We start from the raw sequence: 23,836 nt of genomic DNA on the forward strand, positions 1-23,836 counted from the left end.
GCGCGCCCTGCGCGCGATGCTTTTTGCCCTGACGGGCATTGAACAAGAGCATTGCCCGGAAGGCGCGCTCCTACGGGTGCGCTGTGGCGCTTGTGGATGCGCCACGGCCCCGGCAAGCTTCGCGCATGTCGCCTTCCCGTAAAGCCCATCTCCAGATCCACTTCTGCGTCCTGCTCTGGGGCTTTACCGCCATCCTCGGCAAGCTGATCACCCTGGCCGCCCTGCCCCTGGTCTGGTGGCGAATGTTGCTGGTCTCCGGAACCCTGCTCTGCGTGCCCCGGGTGTGGCGAGCGATTCGCGCGCTTCCGCCAAAGCTGCTGCTGTCCTATGCGGGGATCGGCGTCATCGTCGCGCTGCACTGGCTGACGTTTTACGGCGCGATCAAATTGGCCAACGCCTCGGTCGCCGCGACGTGTATCGCGCTATGCCCCGCATTTCTGGCCGTGGTCGAGCCATGGGTGGCCGGACGACGTTTCGATCCACGCGAATTGCTGATCGGTGCCGCCGTCGTGCCCGGCGTGGCGCTGGTCGCCGGCGGCGTGCCGGGTGAGATGCGGATCGGCCTCGCTGTTGGCGTGCTGTCCGCGTTGTTCGTGGCGTTCTTCAGCGCGTTCAACAAGCGGCTCATCGATAAGGCCGATTCGCTCACCGTGACCTGTATCGAGCTGGGCACGGGCACCCTGTTCCTTACCGTGCTTGCACCGTTCATGCCGGGCACGGCATTCCCCGTGCCTGATCTGCACGACGGGGCACTGATCGTTTTGTTGGCCTATGGGTGCACGCTGCTGCCCTTTGTCCTGGCGCTGACGGCGTTACGGCATCTCACCGCCTTCGCGACGCAGATGGTGACGAATCTGGAGCCGGTGTATGCGATCGTCCTGGCCGTCCCGCTGCTGGGAGAGCAGAAGGAACTGGGCTGGGCGTTTTACATGGGGGTGGCGATCATTCTGGGCGCCGTGTTTGCTCATCCTTATCTGCATAGGGGTGAGAAGGCGGAGACGTCGGATCTGGTGGTGCCTTAGGGTCGCGTGCGCGACGCGCTCCTGCAAGGGATGTCGCGCGCGGGGCGCGCTCCTACAGGAGCTTTGCGTGGGGGATGGCGCTGTTTATGCCCGGCCGCGTGCGCGCATCGTGCGCTGGCGGCGCACGCGCTTACCGGAGGTGCGCACGCTGCCCTTTGGTGAGGCGGCCTTTTTTCGGGTAGACGACGGCTTGGCCGGCGTTTGCTGGCTGGATGTCTTCACGAGGTACTCCGGAACGAAAACCGGGAGGGTCCATCGTGGGACCCTCCCGGTGAAAAAGCCGCTAAGGCGGAGTCAGATCAGTTTGATCTCGCGCAGACGTTCCTGAAGATACTCGTGCGCCGTGATCGGCTCCGGGTAGCGCTTCGGGTTCTCGGGCGTGATGCAGGACGGCAGCACGTCCAGCACGACATCCGGGTTCGGATGCAGGAAGAACGGCACCGAATAGCGCGGCTTGCGGGCGTTGGCGTTCTGCGGGTTGGTCACGCGGTGCGTCGTCGACGGGTACACGTGGTTGGTGAGGCGCTGCAGCATGTCGCCGATGTTGACGACGATGGCGTCACCCTCGGTGGTGATCGGCAGCCACTCACCTTCACGCGTGAGTACCTCGAGGCCCTCCGCGCTCGCGCCCACCAGCAGCGTGATGAAGTTGATGTCCTCATGCGCACCGGCGCGCACGTTGGGCACGTCGTCCTGGACGATCGGCGGGTAATGGATCGGACGCAGGATGGAATTGCCCGAGTCGATCTTGTCGTCGAAGAAACGCTCCGGCAGGTCGATGTGCAGGGCCAGGGCGCGCAGCACGCGCGCGCCGAGCTGGTCCAGCGCGTCGTAGATGCCGTAGCCCTTTTCCTTGAAGTCCGGCACCTCGGACGGCCACACGTTGGCCGGCATCACGTCGGCAAACTTCGAGTCGCGCGGGATCTCGCGACCGATGTGCCAGAACTCCTTGAGATCGGCGAACTTGCTGTCCTTGGCGGTCTCGACCTTGAACGGCGTGTAGCCGCGCGCACCGCCACCGCCGGGGATGTGGTACTGCCGCTTGGTCTCGTCGGGCAGCGCGAAGAAGCGCACGAAGGCGTCGTACGCGCCGTCGATGGCTTCCTTCGGGATGCCGTGACCGCTAATGCCGCAGAAACCGAATTCGCGATAGGCCGCGCCGAGCTCGGCGACGAAGGCGTCGCGGTCGGTCTCGTAACGACGGATATCGAGGGTGGGAACCTTCTTCATGCTGCTTCCGGATTTCGTTCAGGCGGTTGCCTGGGCCGCCGATTTTACGGCCTCGGCCAGCTGCCCCGCCAGACGTTCCACTTCGGCCGCGTCGGCGGCCTCGATGGTGACGCGGACCAGCGGTTCGGTACCCGAAGCCCGCAGTACGACGCGCCCGCGGCCTTCCAGTACGGCTTCCACCTCGGCAAGCGCCTGCTTCACCGTGTCGCTGCCCAGCGCCGCCTTGGCGCCCTGCACGCGCACGTTGAGCATCGTCTGCGGCAGCTTGACCAGGCCGGCACGGGCCTCGCCGAAGGTCTCGCCCGTCTCGGCCAGGCATTCGAGCAGGGCCAGCGCGGCGACGATGCCATCGCCCGTGGTGAAGCGGTCGAGGCACAGCACGTGCCCGGACGTCTCGCCGCCGAGGATGCCGCCGTGTTCCTTGAGCTGCTGCAGGACGTAGCGATCGCCCACATTGGCGCGCACGAAGGGGATGTCCATCGCCTTCAGCGCACGCTGCAGGCCATAGTTGCTCATCAACGTGCCGACGACGGGACCCGGCAGGGATGCCTTGCGCTTCCAGTGGCGCGCGATCACGTAGAGCATGTCGTCGCCATCGGTGACCGAGCCGTCGACATCGACGATGCGGACGCGGTCGCCGTCACCGTCGAAGGCGATGCCCAGGTCGGCCCCGCGCTCGACCACGGCTCTGGCCAGCGCCTCGGGGCCGTGGAGCCGACGCCGCGGTTGATGTTGAGGCCGTCCGGCTCGGCACCGATGGTCGAGACCTCGGCCCCCAGCTCCGTGAACACCTTGGGCGCGACCTGGTAGGTGGCGCCGTGGGCGCAGTCCAGCACCAGACGCATGCCGCGCAGCGAGAACTCGTCGGCCACGGTGGACTTGCAGAACTCGGCGTACTTGGTCACCGCGTCGTCGACGCGGCGGGCCTTGCCCAACGCTTCGGACGCCACGGTGGCGAAGTCCGCCTCGAGCTCGGCCTCGATCTCGGCCTCGAGCGAATCGTCCAGTTTTTCACCCTGCCCGGAAAAGAACTTGATGCCGTTGTCCTGGTGCGGATTGTGCGAGGCGCTGATGACGATACCGGCGTCGGCGCGCAGGGAACGCGTCAGGTAGGCCACGCCCGGCGTGGGCATCGGGCCGAGCAGGCGGACGTCGGCACCCGAGGCGACCAGACCGGCTTCCAGCGCGGCTTCGAACATGTAGCCGGACACGCGGGTGTCCTTGCCGATGACCACCAGCACCTTGCGGTTGGGGTCGCGGCGATCGGGACCAGCACCGGCCCCGCGGCGGTCGGCGGCGCGGCGGCGCGCCAGCACGGCACCGGCGGCGCGGCCCAGTCGCAGGATGAAGTCGGCGCTGATCGGGTATGAGCCGACGTGGCCACGGATGCCGTCCGTACCGAAGTATTTGCGTTCGCTCATGGCTAATTCCTTTCCGGGGTTGGAAGGATACCTCCGGATGGGGGGTGCCGCGTCGTCGCCTTGTCGGCTTTTCGCGCGCAGGGCGCGCTCCTACGAAAGCCGCGTGTAGGAGCGCGCCCTGCGCGCGACCCCGGCGCCCGCGCGCGATCCCCGGCTCAGTCGTCGTCCGGCCAGCGCGGCATCGTGAGTTTGTCGACCCGGGCGGCGGTGTCGCCGGCCTGGACGGCGTGCTGCACGGCCAGGGCGTCCACCGTGGCGGCCACGTCGTGGACGCGGACCAGGATGGCGCCACGCTGCACGGCGATCAGGGCGGCGGCGACCGAGCCGGAGACCCGGGCGCGCGGATCGTCACGACCGGTGATGGCGCCGATCATCGACTTGCGCGACAGACCGACGTACGCCCCGGCGCCGAGTTCCGCGAAGCGCCCCGTGGCGCGCAGCAGGGCCAGGTTATGTTCGAGGTTCTTGCCGAATCCGAAGCCGGGGTCGACCAGCACCCGCCTGCGATCGATGCCGGCCAGTTCACACGAAAACAGCCGGTCGGTCAGGAAGCGATGGACCTCGCCGACCACGTCGTCGTAATCCGGCGCGTCCTGCATGCCCCGGGGCTCGCCCTGCATGTGCATCAGGCAGACCGGCACCCGCAGATCGGCGGCGGCATCGAGCGCACCCTCACGACGCAACGCGAAGACGTCGTTGATCATGCCGGCGCCGGCGCCGACGGCGGCGCGCATCACCTCCGCCTTGGAGGTGTCTATCGAGAGCGGCACGGTGGTCGCCGCGGCCAGCCGCTCGATCAGCGGGACCACGCGACGGATTTCTTCCGCGGCGCCGACATCGTCCGCACCGGGGCGGGTGGACTCACCGCCGATGTCGAGCATGTCGGCGCCTTCTTCGACCAGACGCAGAGCGTGCTCGTAGGCGGCGTCGAGCGTGTCGTACCGGCCGCCGTCCGAAAACGAATCCGGCGTGACGTTGACGATGCCGACGACGCGCGGTCGGTCGAGGACCAGTACGCGCCCGTTGCAGTCCAGCGAGGTGGCGAAGGGATTCATGGCTCAGCCCTGCTGCGGGCCGCCCATCGGGCCCATGAAGCGACGGTAGTAGCGAAGCTCTTCGATCGAATCGCGGATGTCGGACAGCGCGGTGTGAGCGGAGTCCTTGTTGAAGCCGCGAGCGATGTCCGGCGACCAGCGACGCGACAGCTCTTTCAACGTGGATACGTCGAGGTTGCGGTAATGGAAGAAGCGCTCCAGCTTCGGCATCTCGCGATGCAGGAAGCGGCGGTCCTGGCAGATGGAATTGCCGCACATCGGCGACTTGCCGGCGGGCACCCACTGCCTGAGGAATTCGATGGTGGCCGTTTCGGCTTCACCCGGTGCGGTGTCGGACTCGACGGCCCGACCCCAGAGGCCCGAACGCATATGCTGGTTACGATTCCAGGCGTCCATCTGCTGCAGGCGCGCGTCGGCATGCGAGATCGCGAAGACCGGGCCCTCAGCCAGAACGTTCAGATCCTTGTCGGTCACGATCGTGGCGATCTCCAGGATGGAGTCGTTGTCCGTGTCCAGACCGGTCATTTCCAGGTCGATCCAGATGAGGTTGTCGTCGTGCGCTGCGGTCATGGGGGCTCCTAACGGTGTCGCCCAGTCTAACGGCAGTGCGCGTGGAAAGCAGGTCGACCCATGAGATGATGTGCCGATGGCCGAACCGACCTTCTTCTGGCACGACTACGAAACCTTTGGCTCCGACCCGCGGCGGGACCGTCCCAGCCAGTTCGCCGGCATCCGCACCGACGCCAACCTGGAGATCGTCGGCGAGCCGCTGATGATCTACTGCCAGCCGCCGCGCGACATGCCGCCCCAGCCCGCGGCCTGCCTGATTACCGGCATCGCTCCGCAGCTGACCGCACGTGAAGGCCTGCGCGAAGCCGACTTCGCCGCCGCGATCCACGAGCAGCTGTCCGTGCCGGGTACCTGCACCGTGGGCTACAACTCGCTGCGCTTCGATGACGAGTTCACCCGGCATCTCCTGTACCGCAATTTCTACGAGCCGTACGGTCGCGAATGGGAGAACGGCAATTCCCGCTGGGACCTGATCGACCTCGTGCGCCTGTGCCAGGCGCTGCGCCCCGACGGCATCGTCTGGCCGACCCGTGAGGACGGCCTGCCCAGCTTCCGGCTCGAGCACCTGGCTACCGCCAATGGGCTCAAGCAGGACCGCGCGCACGACGCGCTGTCCGATGTCGAAGCCCTGATCGCGCTCGCCCGCCTGATCCGCCGGCACCAGCCGAAGCTGTGGGACTGGTACTTCGCCCTGCGCCGCAAACAGCGTGTCTTCGAACTGCTGGACGTGGCGGCGATGACGCCGGTGGTGCACGTGTCGTCGCGCTATCCCGCCAGCCGCCAGTGCCTGACCGTGATCGCGCCGCTGGCGGCGCATCCGTCGCGCGCCGGAGAAATCATCGTCTACGATCTCACGGCCGATCCCGCCGATCTGCTCGCGCTGGACGACGGCGATGTGGCCGACCGCGTGTTCACGTCGCGCGCCGACCTGCCCGAAGGGGTCGAACGCATCGCGTTGCGCACGATCAAGGCGAACAACGCGCCGGCGCTTGCGCCGCTTTCCGTCCTGAAGGGTGCCGACCACACCCGCCTCGGCCTGGACATGGACGCGGTCGAACGCCATCTCGCCCTTTTGCGCCAGGCGGAAGGCCTCGCCGAAAAGGTGCGGCGCATCTACGGTCAGGCCGGCCAGTTTCCGCCGGCCGAGGATCCGGAACTCGCGCTGTACGGCGGCTTCCTGCCCGATGCGGACAAGCGGCTGCTCGCCGAAGTACGTGCCACGCCGCCCGACCAGCTGGGCTCGCGTGGCTTCACATTCCGCGACCCGCGCTACGCGGAACTGCTGTTCCGTTATCGCGCGCGCAACTGGCCCGAAACCCTCTCGGTACAGGAGCACGAGCGCTGGGAGGCGTTTCGCGTCGCGCGCCTCACCCGCAGGGGCCCGCTGACCTCGCTCACGCTCGACGAATACCAGCTCGAACTCACCGCCCTCCGCGCCCTGCCCGGCTCCCCGCTGCCCCTGCTCGACGAGCTGGAAGCGTGGGGCCACGAACTGCTCTGACACCCATGGCCCAGACTTATTTCACGCCTGCGACCTTTCGTTTCTTCAAGTCGCTCATGCGCAACAACAACCGCGAGTGGTTCCAGGATCACAAGGCGGATTACGAGCGTCACGTACGCGAGCCGTTCCTTCAGCTGATCGGCGACCTCGACGCGCCGCTGAAGAAGATCAGCCCGCATTACCGCGCCGATACGCGCAAGGTCGGCGGCTCGCTGTATCGCATTCATCGCGATACGCGCTTCGCCAATGACAAGCAGCCGTACAAGGGCTGGCAGGGATCGCGCTTCTTTCATGAGCGCCGGCATGAGATCCAGGCGCCCGGCTTTTATCTGCATATCCAGCCGGGCGAATGCTTCGCCGGTGGCGGCATGTGGCATCCCGAGCCGCCCGTGCTGAAGAAGCTGCGCGACTTTCTCGCGGACAACCCGGATTCATGGAAGCGGGCGACGCACGGGAAGGCGTTTCGCGAGCGCTTCGAGTTCTGGGGTGAAAGCCTGACGCGGCCGCCGCGCGGGTTCGATCCGAACCATGAGCTGATCGAGGATCTGAAGCGGAAGAATTTCGCCGCCGGGCAGAATTTCGATGAGGAGATGGCGTGCTCGTCGGAGCTGCTTCCGTTTGTGGTGGACAGCTTCAGGCGGCTCGCGCCGATGGTGGATTATCTGTGTGCGGCGCAGGAGTTGGAGTTTTGAGGGGATCGCGCGCGGACGGGCGTCGCGCGCGGGGCGCGCTCCTACATAGGGTATCGGCACCGGGTGCCGCCGTACCTGTAGGAGCCCGCCTTGCGGGCGATTCAACCCGCCTCAGTTCTCATACAACTCAATCGGCAAATGATCCGGGTCGGCAAAGAAGGTAAACCGCTTCCCCGTAAACTCGTCCACACGAATCGGCTCGCAATCCACACCACGCTCCGCCAACGTCGCCACGACTGCATCGATATCGCCTACCGAAAACGCCAGGTGCCGCAGCCCCTGCGCCTCCGGCCGTGACGACCGCTTCGGCGGCGACGGAAACGAAAACAGCTCGATCTGCACGCCTGGGCTCACCTCCAGGTCCAGCTTCCACGAGTCACGCGCTTCGCGATACGCCTCGTGCACCACGCGAAATCCTAACGTGTCGGTATAAAACGCCTTCGACTTCGCATAGTCGGAGCAGATGATCGCGACGTGGTGAATGGCCTCGAGCATCCCCATCGTCACGCCTCCGAAAACGGGAATGCCAGTACGTCGGCAATCGCATCCGTACCGGCCAGCACCATCAGCAGGCGCTCGACACCCAGCGCGACGCCCGCGCAATCCGGCATATCCGCGAGCACGCCAAGCAAGCGCTCGTCGATCGGCACTTCGCGGTCGCCCCGCTCCCGCCGCTTCGCGTTGTCACGCTCGAAGCGTGCCCTCTGCTCGGCGGGATCGTTCAGCTCGTGGTACCCGTTGGCGACTTCGTACGGCCCGACATAGGCTTCGAAGCGTTCGGCCACCGGGGGATCGTCATGACGGATCCTCGCCAGTGCACACTGGCTCGCCGGGAAGTCATACACCACCGTGATGCGATCGCGCGGAAAAAACGGCTGGATGCGATGGGTCAGCACGAGGTCGAGCCAGTCGTCGCGTTCGAGGCCTTCGCCGTCGATCTCCGTGCCGGTCATGGCCGCCTGAAGTTTCTCGACCGGATCGACCAGCGGATCGATGCCCAGCGCGTCGTGAAACAGTCCGCGATACGTCGTCTCGTATACGCCGAACGTCTTCCCCGCCTGCACCAGCAGCCGCTCCAGCAGATCGATCACCTCGCGCGCCAGCTTCACGTCATCCCAGCCCACGCGATACCACTCGAGCATGGTGAACTCGGGGTTGTGCCTGCCGCCCGCCTCGCCGTTGCGAAACACGCGCCCCAGCTCATAGATGTCACCCGCGCCCGCTGCGAGCAGGCGCTTCAGCGGAAACTCCGGCGACGTACGCATCCAGCGCTCACGCGCACCGGCATCCACGTGGCCGGTGAAGCTGGCCGTAAAGCTCTGGATATTGGGATCCGTGTTTCCGGCGGCGGAAAGCATGGGCGTCTCCACCTCCATCACGCCGCGCTCGAGGAAGAACGCGCGAATCCGGCCCAGCGTCTCCGCCCGCAGTCTCAAGGCCTCGCGCCCCGGCGGGAGCCAGCCCTTTCGGCGGTGGTCCGCCGTCACGGCGCCACCCCATGCTCGGCCAGCAACGCCACCAGATCCGCCTCCGTATAAACCGGCACGCCCAGCTCCTTCGCCTTATCCAGCTTCGACCCCGCGGCCTCACCGGCGAACACCGCCGTCGTCTTCTTCGACACCGACCCCGCCACCTTGGCCCCGAGACCTTCGAGCCGTTCCGTAGCGTCATCGCGCTTCAGCGCTTCCATCGTGCCGGTGATCACATAGGTCAGCCCTTCCAGCGGCAAGGCCGCAGCCGCCTTCGCAGGCAAGGCCTCCGCCAGCCGGGCCATCGCCTCCGCACTGGCGCGCAGAGCCGCCGCGCGATCGCTGTCGGCGAGGTAAGCACTGAGATTCGACGCCGCCGCCTGCGGCACCCCGGCGACGATCCACTGATGCTCGCCCGCCTTGATCAGCGCATCGAGATTCGCGTAGTTCTTCGCCAGCGTCGCCGTGCTCTTCGAACCCAGCTTGGGCACCTTCGCCGCATCGAGCAGCACATCCAGCCCCAGCCGCTCACGCAGCTTCGGCGACGGCACGCCCTCGTCCGCGAAAACGATTCCCGCATCGAGCAGCGCGTCGACGACCTTCTGGTTACCTTCCTGCTCGAAGAAGGCGGCGATCGATGTCGCCACTTCGTCGCCGATATCGGGCAGCACCCGCAGCACCGGTGCCGGCGTATGTCGCACGAACTCCAGCGAACCGAGCCACGATGCCAGTGTTTTCGCGGTGCTCTCGCCGATATGCATGATGCCGAGACCGAACAGGAAGCGCGGCAGCGTCGACTGCTTGCTGGCCTCGATGGCGGCTACGAGATTCTCGGCCCACCGGGTCGCGACCTTGCCCTGCTTCACCGTCTCCGGCGTCGACCCGTCGCGCTCGTCGGCCAGCGTCTTCATCTGCACGAAGCGGTCGACGGTCATCGCATACAGATCGGCCGGCGTGTGCACCATGTCGAACTCGACCAGCGCGTCGACGAAGCGATCGCCCAGGCCGTCGATGTCCATCGCGCGACGCGAGGCGAAATGAATGAGCGCCTCCTTCCGTTGCGCGGCGCATATCAGGCCACCGGAGCAGCGATACGCCGCCGCGCCCTCTTCGCGGAGCAGTTCGGATCCGCACACGGGACACGTCGCGGGCATCCGCCAGGCGACCGTCCCCGCCGGCCGGCGCTCATCCACCACGCGCGCGACTTCGGGAATGACGTCGCCGGCGCGGCGCACGATCACCGTATCGCCGATGCGGACGTCGAGGCGGGCGACCTGGTCGGCGTTATGCAACGTCGCATTGGTCACGGTGACGCCACCGACCTGCACCGGCGTGAGACGCGCCACGGGCGTGGCCGCACCCGTGCGACCGATCTGGATCTCGATCGCCTCGACGGTGGTCATCTGCTCCTGCGCCGGATACTTGTGAGCGATGGCCCAGCGCGGTGCGCGCGAGACGAAGCCCATTTCCCGCTGGCCTTCGTAATCGTCGAGCTTGTAGACGACGCCGTCGATGTCGTACGGCAGACTGTCGCGCTTCTCGCCGATCTTGCGGAAGTAGGTGATGAGACCCTCGAAACCTTTCGCCGTCGATACTTCCGGCGAGACCGGAAAACCCCATTCGCGCAGCTTCGCCAGCGTCGCGGAGTGCGTATCCGGCAATTCGCCGTCCTCGACCAGACCGATCGCATAGGCGAAGAACGCCAGCGGACGCTTCGCGGTGATGGCGGGATCCAGCTGACGCAGCGAACCCGCGGCGCCATTGCGCGGATTGGCAAGCGGTTTCTCACCGGCTTCGCGGGCACGCTCGTTGAACTTCTCGAAGCCGGCGCGCGGCATGATCACCTCGCCACGCACTTCCAGCACGCGCGGCCAGTCCGAACCGCGCAGGCGCAGCGGAATCGCCTTCACCGTGCGCAGATTGGCGGTGACGTCCTCCCCGACCGCACCGTCGCCGCGTGTGGCGCCCTGTACGAAGACACCGTCCTCATAACGAAGACTGATCGCGAGGCCATCGAGCTTGGGCTCGACGGAAAACACGGGTTGCTTGCGGCCCAGGGTCTGTTCGATACGGCGCTCGAAGTCGGCGACCTCGCGGTACTTCTCGCGATCGGTGTCGCCCTCCTGCTCGAAGGCGTTGCCCAGCGACAGCATCGGCAAGGCATGTATGACTTCGGCAAAACCGCCATGCGCTCGCGCACCCACGCGACGCGTCGGCGAGTCGAGTGCGGCCAGATCGGTGTATTCGGCTTCGAGCGCCTCGAGCTCACGCATGAGACGGTCGTACTCGGCGTCGGCAATATCGGGATCGTCGAGGACGTGGTAGCGGTAGTTCGCATCCTCGATGCGGCGGCGCAGCTCGGCGGCGCGCGCGACTTCAGCTTCGGGGGCGGTGGCTTGAGGCATGTGCAGGGTCCGTGATGGCATGAGCGAAGCAGACGCGACCCTGAACTGTCGGCCGAAGGCGCGTCAAAAGCAAGGTTTCGATCCGCTATAATCGCCCGGATCATGCCCTCGACCGACGTCATTGACACCCCCATTTCGACCGACGTCCACGCCCTACCCACCGATCGACCGGCCCTCGCTCCGGCAGAGCCGTCCAGCAAGGCGCGTTATCGCGGCCTGATCTGGCTGGTGTCAGCCGCATTCTTCATGCAGGCGCTGGATTCGACGATCGTCAACACCGCGGTGCCCGCCATCTCCCACGCGCTGGAGGTGACGCCGCTGAGCATGCGCACCGCCCTCACCAGCTACGTACTGACGCTGGCGATCTTCATCCCGATGAGCCCCTGGCTGTGCGATCGCTTCGGCACACGCCGCGTGTTCGGCGGCGCGATCCTGGTCTTCGCGCTGGGCTCATTGCTGTGCGGTGTGGCCCAGAGCCTGCCGCAGCTGGTCGCCTCGCGTATCGTCCAGGGCCTGGGCGGCGCGGCGCTGATGCCGGTGGGTCGCTACGTACTGGTGCGCAGTATCGATCGCCGGGAGTTCGTCAGTTCGATGACGACGGTGGCCACCTTCGGCCTGCTGGGATCGGTGGTCGGCCCGCTGGTCGGCGGCGCGCTGGTCGAGTTCACCAACTGGCGGCTGATCTTCCTTATCAATGTCCCGGTCGGCATCGTCGGACTGCTGCTGAATCGCCGCGAGATGCCGGACTACCGGCTGGATACCGCGCACCGTTTCGATACGCTGGGCTTCATCCTGTTTGCCGGCGCATCGGCGCTGCTGCTGATGGCCGCCGAGACCGCCGGTGGCGACGGCCACTGGCCCCTCGTGCTCGGTTATGCGGTTGCCGCGATCGCGACGGGCATGCTTTACGTCCGGCATAGCCGTCGTACCGAGTTCCCGGTGAGCGACCTATCGCTGCTGAAGGTGCGCAGCGTGTGGGTTTCGCTGGCCGGCAACCTGTTCACGCGGCTGGGCGTTTCCGGCATGTATCTGCTGCTGGTGCTGTTCCTGCAGATCGGTTGCGGCTGGTCGCCCCTTGTAGCCGGCATGATGATGGTGCCGCAGGCGATCGGCTCGATCTCGGTCAAGCCTTTCATCAACCGTCTGCTCACTCAGTTCGGCTATCGCCGCCTGCTGCTCGGCAACACCATCGCCGTCTCGGCCGTACTTTGCTCCTTCGCGCTGCTTTCGGCCGACACGCCGGCCTGGGTCACCGTCATTTTCGTCTACGTCTACGGCGCGGTGATGTCCTTGCAGTACACCTCGATGAACACGCTGGCCTATGTGGACCTGGACGTGCAGTACGCCTCGCAGGCGTCCTCGATGGCCTCGACCGCGCAGTATCTGTCGATGAGCTTCGGCATCGCGCTGGCATCCTTGCTGATGGCCGGTTTCCTCGGTTCGCATAACGCCCAGGGCTATGTCTGGGCGTTCCGCTGGTCGGTCATCGTGCTCGGGCTGATCACCCTCAGTGCCAGCTGGATCTTCAGCCGTCTGCACGATCCGCGGACGGCACCCGATCGCTCTTCGACGCCTGGTAAGCCGTAAGCGCGTCGTCGCGCGTGGCCTTCAGGTCGACCAGCGGGCGCGGGTAGCCCGACGCCTTCAGGAACGCTTCGTCTTCCCACGGCGCATGCACCAGGCGTCCGGGCGCATCGCGAAGCTCAGGCACCCAGCGCCGGATGTATGCCCCGTCCTTGTCGAATTTCTCCGACTGCGTCACCGGGTTGAAGATACGGAAGTACGGCGCGGCATCGGCGCCGCTGCCCGCCACCCACTGCCAGCCCAGAGCGTTGTTGGCCAGGTCCGCGTCGACCAGCGTGTCCCAGAACCACTTCGAGCCCAGCACCCAGTGCTGACGCATGTTCTTCGTCAGCAGGCTGGCGACCAGCATGCGCACGCGGTTGTGCATCCAGCCGGTGGCCCAGAGCTGCCGCATGCCCGCATCGACGATGGGGATGCCCGTCTTGCCCTGCTTCCAGCGGCGCAACGCGTGCGCATCGCGCTTCGCCCAGGGGAATCGGTTGAACTTCGGGTTGAAGTTTTCTTTCGGGGTTTTGGGGAAGTGGAACAGCAGGTGATGCGCGAACTCGCGCCAGCCGAGCTGCCGCAGATAGGGCTCGATGTCGGGCTTTTTCTTCGTCCTTGCCGCGTGGGCGCGCAGACCCGCGGCGATCTGGAGGGGCGATATCTCACCCCAGTGCAGATGCGGCGACATCCTTGACGTGCCATGCCTCGCAGGCAGGTCGCGACCTTCCACGTAGTGGCCCACGGCATCGTCGGCAAAGAGTTCGAGCATCTCGTGAGCGCCCCGCTCGCCCGGCGTCCATTCGTCGAAGCCTCTGGCCCAGTCGAGTGTCGGCAACAGCGCCAGGTCGTCCAGCGCCATCGACGTCGGCAGGCCCGCCAGGTGCATGGGGGACGGCGCCTCGACCGGCCCGACCTCGTCGATCCGCGTGCGGAGGTTGCGCCAGAACGGCGTGAACACCCGGTAGGGCTCGTCCTGCTTCGTGGCGATGTCCCAGGGCTCGCACCACAGCGACGCGTTGAACGAGGCGACGTCGATACCGTCCTCCTCCAGCGCCTTGCGCACGGCCTTGTCGCGACGGATGACCTTCGGTTCGTAGAGCCGGTTGAAGTACACGGCCGTGGCGCCGGTGGCCTCGATGGCTGCGCGCAGCGAATCGAGGCTCGACCCCTGCAGAATCTGCAGCGACCCGCGATGTGCGCCAAGCGAGGCATCGAGCGCCGCGAGGGAATGGTGCAGCCACCAGCGCCCGGCGGCGCCGGGTGCCCACTCGCCCTCCTCCTCCGGGGCGTGGATGTACAGCGGCACGACGTGGTCGTGCGCCTTCATCGCCTCGACGAGAGCGGGGTTATCTGCAAGACGAAGATCGCGGCGGAACCACAGGATGGCGGTAGTCATGCCCCTAGTATCCAGTCTTTGTGTGAAGTGTGAATCGTGCTCGCCATCCATTCAGCAGCGATGCTTAGACTGGTCCCACTACGGCACCGTCCCCGCCGTTCGAATGAGGAGTTTTCCATGAACGTCAAGACCGTCCTCGGCCTTCCCCTGGCCGCCCTGCTCGCCACGGCGGCAGTCGCGCCGGCCTCGGCCGCCACGCTGACCCGCAGCGACGGCATCTACGTCCGCTGCGACCAGTGCGGCGTCGTCCAGAGCATCGAACACAACGTCGTCCAGGGCCGCGACCACGGCACCGCGGGTGCGGTCATCGGCGCCATCGCCGGCGGCGTCCTCGGCAACCAGGTCGGCAGGGGCAACGGCCGCAAGCTGGCTACTGTCGGCGGCGCGGTGGGCGGCGGCTTCGCCGGTAACGCGATCGGCAAAGGTGGCGGCAGCGAGAGCTACACGCTGCGTCTGAAGATGGGCGGTGGTGGGTACACCAATGTCCAGGTGAAGGATGCGAGCGCCATTCGCCAGGGCGACATCGTGGTGGTGGACGAGAACGGGAACGTGTCGCGGGTGCAGTAACAGGCGCTCCGACTTCTTCGCTATTCGAAGGCCGGTCTTTTGACCGGCCTTTTTTGTGTGCTTTAAGCTGAGGGCTCGGCTTCGCCATCGCGTTTGGCTTTCCGCGTTCGGGCGGCACGAGCAAGAGCCGGCGGGTGCCACCCTCGCGCCCACGCCTGCGGCGACCCCTCAGGGAAAGGCCGCTACCGCGGCCGTATTTCAATGGCCTACGGCCGGGTCGGGCTCCGACTGGGGGTTTTCGAGTCGGCTGTCCCTGCCTCCCCGAAAACGGCCGGTCATCCGTGACCGGCCCCCTTGCGGGCCTCTTCCAGTCGGAGCCCTCGCCTGCGGCTACCGGACGCGAGGGTGGCACCCGCCGGCTCTTTCGGACGGTAAGGCAGCGTGGGGTCGAGCGGCGGTTCGCTCCGTGACTGGGCCGCTAGCCGAGCCCCTGGGCATCTGTAGCAGTTGAAGGTGCTTGCGCCTTATCGGCTCGCTTCCGACGATGAACTCATCAAACCTTGTTGAACTTTGAAAGTTGCGCTGGATCCGCGTCCTCGAACCTCACAACGCCAAAGTCCCTGGACGTGAGAAGGCGGCGCTTCTCCTGACCTGTCACCGTGTCTTTCTCGCCAAATAGCGCGCTGGACAAGATCCAGGCCTTCGCTGGATCTGAGTACTTGAATGCATAGGTATTCGACCATCGCTCACGGCCGCCCCCACTCGTCACGACCAGCAGTCGACCTTGCGCCAGCCATACGTAGGCTAGCGGGTCATCACCGTGCAGCCCACCACATCCTGCGCAAGGAACAAGCCGTGAATTACTCACGGCTTTTCGCAACCGACCCTCGCCGTCGGGAACGAACAGCTCCACCGAGCGATCGGACTTCGAATCTGAACTTGCGGTCGTCACTAAAACCGCGCCCGGCGTCGAAGAGTCCGATAAAAATCCCGGTTGATACGCGTATACGGACCCGCCTGGCGGCGCGAATGCGCCATATTCGCCACGCCAGGACGGATCGTCAGTGGCGATAAGCCGATCTATGTTTCCAGACGTCAGGGCGACCTCAAGAGCGGATGCACGGCGCGCAGTGAATACGACGGCGCAATCATTCGCCGTCAACGGCTTGCCTTGCCCGTCCTCTTTGCTATTGGCACAAACGCCATCGCGCGCAGAAATCCATGCCCGCTCACTTGCCCTCAGCTCAGATCGCTGTTCGACCGGGAGTTTGCTCAGGAGTGTCCGGTAAGCCGCATTCAAGCGCACATCCTGGAATCCGAATTCATTACGCGAGCAGCCGATCCAATCGAGGTCAGGACCCTCGGTAGCGTCAAGACAGGCCGCATATCCCGGACGGATGCCGATGAAGGAAGCGGCGCCCGCGACTGATTGGAGCGAAAAAAGAAGCCCGCATACGCCGACGACCCAAGCTGTTCCATGCTTCATGCGAACTCCAGTCAGAAAACCTTATCTATGATCGCTTACGTGCGACGCACGCCGCGACTTCGTCATAAAACGACGGCGGCAACGACGCACTCACCGGGACGCGCCACCAGTTCTCGCGCGCAAACGAACGACATTTCACCGCGTCCTTGTCAGTCATCAGGACGGGGCAACCGTCGGCGAACGTCAAGTCGTCGCGGGTGAATGCATGATGGTCGGCGAACGGGTGACCGTCCACGGCGATGCCCTGCGCGGTCAGGCTGGCGAAGAACCGCGCCGGATTGCCGATGCCTGCGACGGCATGTGCGGGGCGGCCGGCGAAGTCGGCGAGCGGTGCCGTGCGCGAGGGGTCGGCCATGTTGATCGCGATGCCGCCTTCCAGCGTCATGACGATTTCGTTCGGCTGACCGGTGTGGCCGTTGACGACGATGAAGTCGACTTGTGCGAGGCGACTGGCCGGTTCGCGCAGCGGGCCCGCAGGCAGCAGGTGGCCGTTGCCGAGGCGGCGCTCGCCGTCGATGACGCAGATTTCCACGTCGCGACCGAGGCGGTGGTGCTGCAGGCCATCGTCGGCGAGGATCAGATCGCAACCCGCATCGATCAGGAGTTGCGCGGCTTCGGGACGCTCGCGACCGATGGCGACAGGAAAGCCGCTCTGGCGGATCAGGGTGGGCTCGTCGCCGACCTTCGAGGGATCGTCGCTGCCGGTGAGCAGGTACGGGCCACGCTCGGACCCACCGTACCCGCGGCTCACGATGCCGGGCTTGAACCCGCGCTCGGCCATCGCTCTGGCCAGCGCGACGATCAGCGGTGTTTTTCCGGTACCGCCGATGGTGATATTGCCCACCACGACAACCGGCACGGACAGCTTCACAACGCTCGATGCGTCACGTCGAAAACGTTCCGCGCGACGAGCGACAACGGCGCGGTACAACGCTTCAAGAGGCAGCGTCCACAAGGGCGGCTTCCCGCCCCCGTACCAACGCCTCTGTAACGACGTACCGAGGGCCACGGTCAGCCCTCGGAGACCTGCTCGTGGAACTGCATGCGATGCAGGGCGGCGTACTGGCCCTGCTTGTCGAGCAGCTCGCGGTGCGTGCCGAGTTCGATGATCCGGCCCTGCTCCATCACGGCGATCTGATCGGCGTGTTCGATGGTGGACAGGCGGTGCGCGATCACCAGCGTGGTGCGGTCGCGCATGAGGCGGGTCAGCGCGTCCTGAATCAGGCGCTCGGATTCGGTGTCGAGCGCGCTGGTCGCTTCGTCGAGGACGAGGATCGGCGCGTTCTTCAGGATGGCGCGGGCGATGGCGATGCGCTGGCGCTGGCCCCCGGAGAGCGAGTTGCCGCCCTGGCCGATCTGCGTATTGAGGCCTTCAGGCAGGCGCTCGATGAACTCCATCGCGTTGGCGGCCTTCGCGGCGGCGATGATGTCCGCCTCGGCGGCACCGGCCATCTCGCCGTAGGCGATGTTGGCGGCGACGGTGTCGTCGAACAGCACCACGTGCTGGCCGACCCAGGCGATCTGTCGGCGCAAGGAGGCCAGCGTGTACTGCGCATAGTCGCGGCCGTCGATCAGGATGTTGCCTTCGGTCGGCTCGTAGAAACGCGGGAGCAGACTGACGAGGCTGGACTTGCCGCTACCGGAACGACCGACCAGGGCGGTGACCGTGCCGGGGGCGCAGACCAGGTCGACGCCGCGCAGCGCGATATGGTCGTTGCGCTCGTAGACAAGCTTGACGCCTTCGAAACGGATGTCGCCCTTGGTACGGACCAGGTTCTCGGTGCCATGGTCGACTTCCGGCGGCTCGTCGATGATCGCGAACAGGTCTTCCGCCGCGCTCACGCCCTTCTGCAGGTTCGACTGAATGCCGGCCAGTCGCTTCAGCGACGGCAGCATGCCGCCCATCGCGGTCAGCACGGCGGTGAATACGCCCGGGGTGATCGTCTCGATGACGCCGGGGCGCGTGCCCAGGAACACCAATGTCGCCAGCGCCATGGCGCCGACGGTCTGGATGGTCGCGCTGGAGGCTGCGCTGGTGGCGGACACCTTGAGATTGAGCCGGCGCTGGCGGTCGGCGATCGCGCCGAAGCGGTCGCCCTCGCGCGCCTGGCCGCCGTAGATGCGCACTTCGCGATTGGCCGCGACGGCTTCTTCGACCGCGCTGGTCACCGTGCCCATATTGCCCTGGATGCGCTTGCTGATCTTGCGATAGCGCCGGCTGATCACCGTGACGATGACCACCACGCAAGGCACCAGCACGAGCAACGCCATCGCGAGATACGCGCTCTGATAGAGCATGACCGCAAGCAGGCCGACGACCGTGAGGCCTTCCGTCACCGCGACCTTGAGCGAATCCGACGATGCCGCCGCGACCTGCTCGCTCGTGTAGGTGATGCGGGAGATCTGCTGACCCGACGGCTCCCTGGCGAAGAACGTCGACGGCAGGCGCAGATACGCCGCGAACACTTCGATGCGGATCGCCTGGACCACGTTGCGACCGACGAAGGCGATGCCGTAGTCGGTGCAATACGAGGCCACGCCACGCACCGCGAAGATGCAGATGATCCAGATCGGCATCCAGAAGATCGTGTGCGGATCGCGTGCGATGAACAGGTTGTCGATCAGCGGCTGCAGCAGGTTGGTGAACAACGAGAGGCAGGCCGGGTCGATGATCATGCCGATGATGGCGATGATGCCGGCGGTGCGGAACCGTCTCGTGTAGCTGAGCAGACGCTTGTACGTCTGCCAGGTCCGGACATCCCAGACCGAAACGCGTGGAGTACTCACTGGGCCGAAGCCGCCTCGGACGGCGTCGTGGCGATGGACAGGCGGGTAAAGCCGACCTGGCCCAGCGCATCCATGGCGCGCACGACATTCTGGTGGGGGGTCATGGCATCGGCGCGGATCACCACGAGGCGATTGCGATCGTCGCCCGCGACGCGCTGGATGGCGGTCTTGAGCGGCTCGATGCCCTCGCCCATCACTTCGTCGCTGCCGACGGAGTAATGGCCGTCGCGGTCGATGACCACGTTGAGCGCGTTGTCGGTGCCTTCGCGCGCCTCACTGTCCGCCTTGGGCAGGTTGACCTTGAGGCGCGAATGCTGGACGAAGGTGGTGCTGAGCACGAAGAACATCAGCAGGGTGAGCAGGACGTCGATCAGCGAGATCACGTTGATCTCGAAGTCGTCCTCACGGCGGGAACCGATGCGCATGGATCAGCCAGCCTGCGGCGCGGCGGCTTCCGCGGCGGTGCGACGACGCGGCGCGGCGGGACGCGGGGCCGACAGGTCGTCGAGCAGCGCGGTTGCCTCTTTTTCCATCTGGACGACGTAGCCGCTCACCCTGGAGCGGAAATAACGGTGCAGCACGTAGGCCGGGATCGAGACGATCAGGCCGAAGGCCGTGCAGATCAGGGCTTCGCCGATACCGCCGGCCATCTTGGTCGGGTCGCCGATACCGCCGGCCATCACGCCCATGAACATGCGGATCAGGCCGATGACCGTGCCCAGCAGGCCGAGCAGCGGACCGATCAGGGCGATGGTGCCGAGCGTATTGAGGTAGCGCTCCATGCGGTGGACCACGTGACGGCCGCTGTCCTCGATGCGCTCCTTGATGAGCTCACGCGGACGGTCGCGCACGGCCAGCGCGCCAGCGAACAGCTCGCCCAGCGGCGACCCCTTCTCCAGCGCGGCAAGGTGCGCCGCGTCCAGCTGTGCCGAGCGGGCCCACTGCCGCACCTCTTCACCCAGCCCCGGCGGCAGCACGGCCGCCCGACGCAGGGCCCAGAAGCGTTCGAACACGATCGCCATGACGACCAGCGAGCAGATCAGGATCGGCAGCAATGCCCAGCCGCCAGCGAGAAGGATCTCGAGCACGTGAACCCCGGAGGTACTTTTGAGTCAGGTGCGCATCATAGCAGGGCCCGGGAAAGGGACTGAGGCGCTCTTAACACTACGGCGAACGGCCAGCTCCAGAGGCCGGCTTTGGTAGGAGCCAGCCCTGCTGGCGAAAGGATCTTGCCTCAGTCTCCACGAAGAACCGAGGCAAGCATGAATCGCCAGCAGGGCTGGCTCCTACCAGGGCAGGCAAGGTCCACAGGCCCCGCCAGAGTGAAGCTCTCAGCGGTGGCCGAGGAACTCCACTTCGCTGATATCCACACCCGCTGCCGGGTCAGCCGCCACCAGACGCAGGCGGTACCAGGCATACGCCTTCGGCGTCGCCACGGCGAAGGCGCGCGTCTGCCGACGCCACGGCCAGGTCTCACCCTTGCGCTCATCGACCGGCGTGTAGTGCTTGCCGTCGCTGGAACCCTCCAGCACCCAGCCCGACGGATCGGCCGGCTTCGCGCTGGACGTCAGGGTCAGCATCTCCACGGTAACCGGCCTGACGAAGTGCCAGCCGATCGCGGCACCCTTGGCATCCAGGTGAGCCGTGGTGTCCGACGTGTTGTCGAACAGCCTGGCCAGCTCGTCCGCCTTGACCGAACCGAAGGCTTTGCCGCCATCGGCGGTCAGGTCGACCAGCGGCGCAGGCTTCGCCCCCTCCGCGGTGATCGACGCCGGCAGCGCGTCCTCACCGGTGCCCCACTTCGACGGCGACGGACCCATGTCGAAGTCCAGCGTGGCGCCCCTGGCCAGCAGCTCGTGCGGCAGGGTGACCTTGTTCCATGCCTGGCCGTTGACCTTGAGGGACTGCACGTAGCGATTGGTGTCGCTGACGCCGGGCGCACGGATGTCGATGCTCGCGCCGTTTTCGAGGCGGATGGTCATGTGCGGGAAGTGCGGCGCACCGATGACGTACTCCGGCGTGCCCATGCGCAGCGGGTAGAAGCCGGCGGCGCCGAACAGCCACCACGCCGACATCTCGCCGTTGTCCTCATCACCCGGGTAGCCCTGGCCGATCTCGCTGCCGACATACAGGCGCGAAACGGCGTCACGCAGCTTGTCCTGCGTCTTCCACGGCTGGCCGGCCTCGTCGTACATCCAGATGATGTGGTGCGACGGCTGATTGGAATGGCCGTACTGGCCCATGCGGACATCGCGCGCCTCGAGCATTTCGTGGATCACGTCGCCGTAGTCGCCCACGTCGAACTTGCCCGGCGCGCTGAAGAACTGGTCGAGTTTGGCGGCCAGCGCTTCGCGACCGCCGTACAGCGCGGCCAGGCCGGCACCATCCTGCGGTGCGTGGAACGCCATGTTCCAGGCGTTGGTCTCGGTGTAGTCGCCGCCCCAGCGGATCGGGCTGAAGTCCTTGTCGGTCCAGCGCCACTTGCCAGCCGGGTCGCGGGCGACGAAGAAGCCGACGGCCGGATCGAACAGGTTGGCGTAGCCGACCGCACGCGAGCGGTACCAGGCGGCATCGTCCGCGTAGGCCTTGTAGTCACCGGCCGCGGCCGGCTCCTTCGACAGCGCGGCGGCGAGGTTGCCGATCGCGAAGTCGTTGATATAGCCGTCCATCGACCACGACAGGCCTTCGTGCACCTTGTCGTCGGTGTAGCCGTTGAACAGCGAACGCTCGATGCCCTTGCGGCCCGTGCCCTTCACGTCACTGACCGTCGAGGCGTTGCGGATCGCCGACTGATAGAACGCCGACACATCGAAGTTACGCACGCCCTTGAGCCATGCATCGGCGAAGGCCACATCCGAACTGGTACCCACCATCAGATCGGCGTAACCGGGCGAGGACCAGCGCGCGATCCAGCCGGCGTCGCGGTACTGCTGCACGAAACCGTCGATCATCTTGCCCGCTTCGGTCGGCGTAAACAGGACGTAAGCCGGCCACGCCGTGCGATACGTATCCCAGAAGCCGTTATTGACGTAGGGCTGGCCGTCGACCACGCGTGCGCCGGTCTGCGTCGGCGTGTTCGGGCCGGCCGGCGCGGAGAACGGGCTGGCGTAGCGCCACACCGGCCTGTCCTTCGTCCCGGTGTTTTCGTAGGCCTGGTTCGGGTACAGGAACAGACGGTACAGGTTCGAATAGAGGATCGTGCGCTCGTCGGGCGATGCCCCTTCGACCTTGATCATGTCGAGGCGGTCGTCCCAGGCCTTGCGCGCGCGTTCGCGCACGCTGTCGAAGGTATCGGCGCTCGCGATTTCCTGACCGAGATTGGCCCTGGCCTGATCGACCGAGATCAGCGACGTGGCGATGCGCATGTTGACCGTGCGATTGCCCTTCTTCGCGGTGTCGAAGCCGAACCATGCCGAGGCGGCGTCGCGCTTCTCGCCGGTCAGGCGGCCGCTCTCCGACACATCGCGGTCGAACTCGGCATAGAAGAACAGACGCGTGGCACCGGTCGACAGGCCGCTCCTGACGTCCGACCAGCCCTGAATCGCGCGATGACCCGGATCCAGGGTGACTTCGGCCTTGTCGTTGAGGTTGTCGAAAATGAGCTGCGAACGCTTCCCCGTGAAGGTGAAGCGGAACATCGCCGCATGGTCGGTCGGCGTGATTTCGGTGGTCACGCCGTTGTCGAAACGCACGCGGTAATAGTCCGGATGCGCCACCTCGGCATCGTGGCCGAAGGCCAGCGCACGCGTTTCGCGCTTCAGCGCAGGTGCGCCCGACTCCGCCTGTGCGGGCATGACCTGAAAGGTCTGCCGCTCGCCCATCCACGGGCTAGGCTCATGCGACAGCGCGAAGGCCTCGATGCGGGGGCGATTGTCGTCGCCGTTACGCTCCTGATACTGGTAGAGCCAGTTGGAACCGGCGTTGGTCACCGGCGTCCAGAAGTTGAAGCCGTGCGGCGTCGCCACGGCCGGGAAGTTGTTGCCGCGCGAGAAGTTGGCGTTGGCGTTGGAGCCGCGGCGCGTGTCCACGTAGTCCGTGGGGTGCGTGCTCGATACAGGCGTTGCCGTGCCGATGCGCACGTCGTCGATGAAGCCTTCGAAGGCTTCGCCCGGCGGTGCGTCGGCGACCAGCTCGATGGAGCGGACACGACGGCCTTTGGCGACCGCGCCCAGATCCACGCTGACGTAGTTCCACTGGTCGGGATAGAGCACGCGGCCTTCGCCCTGCGCCTTCGCCGTGGCGGCGATACGGTGCTGGTCACGCGCTCCCGTGGTCGACAGGCGGGAGCCATCGTCGAAGACGAGATCCACGGCGACGTAGTTGGCCGGATTGGCGAGGTCGTCCTTGTTCGAGCGCGGGAAGACCAGCCAGGACAGCGTGGTGCCCTCGCCGACGCGGATATCGGTGTCGAACAGCTTCGCCGTGTTGGGCGCGCCCGTGGAGTTGCCGGCGTAGCGCAGTGAGTGCGTACCGGTGAAGCCGACATTGGCTTTGGCCGTAAGGACGGCTTCGGCGGGCGGGCCGCCGACCAGGCTGACGTCGAGACCGCCCGGCGCCTTGTTCGCCAGCGCGGGATCACCCGGCTCGAATGAGCTGTCGAAGCGCTGATTGGCCGCGAGGGCCCCTACGGGTACCACCATAGCCGCCATCGCCAGGACGAATGCCGTCCTGCCCCAACCCTGCTTCGATCGCATCACGCGTCTATCCCCTTGAGTGCGGAATCCCC

18 protein-coding genes and 1 pseudogene are annotated in these 23,836 nt (G+C 66.1%); 5 read left to right on the forward strand and 14 right to left on the reverse strand.

The genetic code is table 11. The features are described from left to right. Nucleotides 1-125: 125 nt before the first annotated feature. Nucleotides 126-1,022: a DMT family transporter gene (locus tag FA85_RS01730; protein ID WP_036112625.1), complete on the forward strand. Its 897-nt coding sequence runs from the start codon at nt 126-128 to the stop codon at nt 1,020-1,022. A 294-nt stretch (nt 1,023-1,316) separates the two neighbouring features. On the opposite strand, the gene FA85_RS01735 is transcribed toward FA85_RS01730, so the two are convergent. The 4 genes and pseudogenes from FA85_RS01735 to orn form a co-directional block, all read right to left on the reverse strand. Then, on the reverse strand, nt 1,317-2,252 hold the full coding sequence (locus FA85_RS01735) for an isopenicillin N synthase family dioxygenase (RefSeq protein WP_036112623.1): 936 nt from the start codon (nt 2,250-2,252) through the stop codon (nt 1,317-1,319). Nucleotides 2,253-2,270: 18 nt separating this feature from the next. Continuing rightward, nucleotides 2,271-3,673, reverse strand: a pseudogene (glmM, locus tag FA85_RS01740) (phosphoglucosamine mutase). Nucleotides 3,674-3,828: 155 nt separating this feature from the next. Then, entirely contained in the window at nt 3,829-4,728 is a 900-nt protein-coding gene (folP, locus tag FA85_RS01745; RefSeq protein ID WP_036112620.1) for a dihydropteroate synthase, read from the reverse strand. 3 nt (nt 4,729-4,731) lie between these two features. Next, the gene (gene orn / locus FA85_RS01750) at nt 4,732-5,298 is read right to left on the reverse strand and encodes an oligoribonuclease (RefSeq protein ID WP_036112618.1); all 567 of its coding nucleotides are present in this window, start codon (nt 5,296-5,298) and stop codon (nt 4,732-4,734) included. Between the two features lie 76 nt (nt 5,299-5,374). Between orn and sbcB the strand changes: the two genes are divergently transcribed. Both sbcB and FA85_RS01760 read left to right on the forward strand, forming a co-directional pair. Continuing rightward, nucleotides 5,375-6,799 (forward strand): exodeoxyribonuclease I, encoded by a 1,425-nt coding sequence (gene sbcB, locus FA85_RS01755; RefSeq protein WP_036112615.1) that lies wholly within the window; start codon nt 5,375-5,377, stop codon nt 6,797-6,799. A gap of 5 nt (nt 6,800-6,804) precedes the next feature. After that, nucleotides 6,805-7,491, forward strand: a complete 687-nt coding sequence (locus FA85_RS01760; protein WP_036112614.1) for a DUF2461 domain-containing protein — start codon at nt 6,805-6,807, stop codon at nt 7,489-7,491. Nucleotides 7,492-7,602: 111 nt separating this feature from the next. Here FA85_RS01760 and gloA2 read toward each other — a convergent pair whose 3' ends face one another. Genes gloA2 through ligA form a run of 3 tightly spaced genes read right to left on the reverse strand, consistent with a single transcriptional unit; the run spans nt 7,603 to nt 11,365 of the window. Continuing rightward, on the reverse strand, nt 7,603-7,986 hold the full coding sequence (gloA2, locus tag FA85_RS01765; RefSeq protein ID WP_036117441.1) for an SMU1112c/YaeR family gloxylase I-like metalloprotein: 384 nt from the start codon (nt 7,984-7,986) through the stop codon (nt 7,603-7,605). 8 nt (nt 7,987-7,994) lie between these two features. Further along, nucleotides 7,995-8,978 (reverse strand): EF-P lysine aminoacylase EpmA, encoded by a 984-nt coding sequence (gene epmA / locus FA85_RS01770; RefSeq protein WP_051943541.1) that lies wholly within the window; start codon nt 8,976-8,978, stop codon nt 7,995-7,997. Further along, nucleotides 8,975-11,365 (reverse strand): NAD-dependent DNA ligase LigA, encoded by a 2,391-nt coding sequence (gene ligA, locus FA85_RS01775; RefSeq protein ID WP_036112610.1) that lies wholly within the window; start codon nt 11,363-11,365, stop codon nt 8,975-8,977. The genes epmA and ligA overlap by 4 nt, the downstream gene beginning before the upstream one ends. 102 nt (nt 11,366-11,467) lie before the next feature. Between ligA and FA85_RS01780 the strand changes: the two genes are divergently transcribed. Then, nucleotides 11,468-12,952, forward strand: a complete 1,485-nt coding sequence (locus tag FA85_RS01780; RefSeq protein ID WP_081907441.1) for an MFS transporter — start codon at nt 11,468-11,470, stop codon at nt 12,950-12,952. On the opposite strand, the gene FA85_RS01785 is transcribed toward FA85_RS01780, so the two are convergent. Then, nucleotides 12,891-14,330, reverse strand: coding sequence for a cryptochrome/photolyase family protein (locus tag FA85_RS01785; RefSeq protein WP_051943538.1), 1,440 nt, complete (start codon nt 14,328-14,330; stop codon nt 12,891-12,893). The two genes, FA85_RS01780 and FA85_RS01785, sit on opposite strands and share 62 nt — an antisense overlap. A 117-nt stretch (nt 14,331-14,447) precedes the next feature. On the opposite strand from FA85_RS01785, the gene FA85_RS01790 reads away from it, so the two are divergent. Then, entirely contained in the window at nt 14,448-14,897 is a 450-nt protein-coding gene (locus tag FA85_RS01790; protein ID WP_036112607.1) for a glycine zipper 2TM domain-containing protein, read from the forward strand. A 493-nt stretch (nt 14,898-15,390) separates the two neighbouring features. On the opposite strand, the gene FA85_RS21300 is transcribed toward FA85_RS01790, so the two are convergent. The 6 genes from FA85_RS21300 to FA85_RS01815 form a co-directional block, all read right to left on the reverse strand. Next, the gene (locus tag FA85_RS21300; RefSeq protein ID WP_081907440.1) at nt 15,391-16,323 is read right to left on the reverse strand and encodes a lysozyme inhibitor LprI family protein; all 933 of its coding nucleotides are present in this window, start codon (nt 16,321-16,323) and stop codon (nt 15,391-15,393) included. A 25-nt stretch (nt 16,324-16,348) separates the two neighbouring features. Then, entirely contained in the window at nt 16,349-17,332 is a 984-nt protein-coding gene (gene lpxK / locus FA85_RS01795; protein WP_036112604.1) for a tetraacyldisaccharide 4'-kinase, read from the reverse strand. Nucleotides 17,333-17,334: 2 nt separating this feature from the next. After that, nucleotides 17,335-19,110 carry a lipid A export permease/ATP-binding protein MsbA gene (msbA, locus tag FA85_RS01800; RefSeq protein ID WP_036112602.1) on the reverse strand — a complete coding sequence of 592 codons (1,776 nt, stop codon included), beginning with the start codon at nt 19,108-19,110 and terminating at the stop codon, nt 17,335-17,337. Then, nucleotides 19,107-19,535 carry an ExbD/TolR family protein gene (locus FA85_RS01805; protein ID WP_036112599.1) on the reverse strand — a complete coding sequence of 143 codons (429 nt, stop codon included), beginning with the start codon at nt 19,533-19,535 and terminating at the stop codon, nt 19,107-19,109. Before FA85_RS01805 ends, msbA begins: the two co-directional genes overlap by 4 nt. A 3-nt stretch (nt 19,536-19,538) precedes the next feature. After that, nucleotides 19,539-20,198: a MotA/TolQ/ExbB proton channel family protein gene (locus tag FA85_RS01810; protein WP_036112596.1), complete on the reverse strand. Its 660-nt coding sequence runs from the start codon at nt 20,196-20,198 to the stop codon at nt 19,539-19,541. Between the two features lie 243 nt (nt 20,199-20,441). Continuing rightward, a complete protein-coding gene (locus tag FA85_RS01815; protein ID WP_036112593.1) occupies nt 20,442-23,804 on the reverse strand; it encodes a GH92 family glycosyl hydrolase in 3,363 nt (1,120 codons plus the stop codon). Nucleotides 23,805-23,836: the final 32 nt, after the last annotated feature.

Source organism: Luteibacter mycovicinus (assembly GCF_000745235.1).
GTDB lineage: Bacteria > Pseudomonadota > Gammaproteobacteria > Xanthomonadales > Rhodanobacteraceae > Luteibacter > Luteibacter mycovicinus.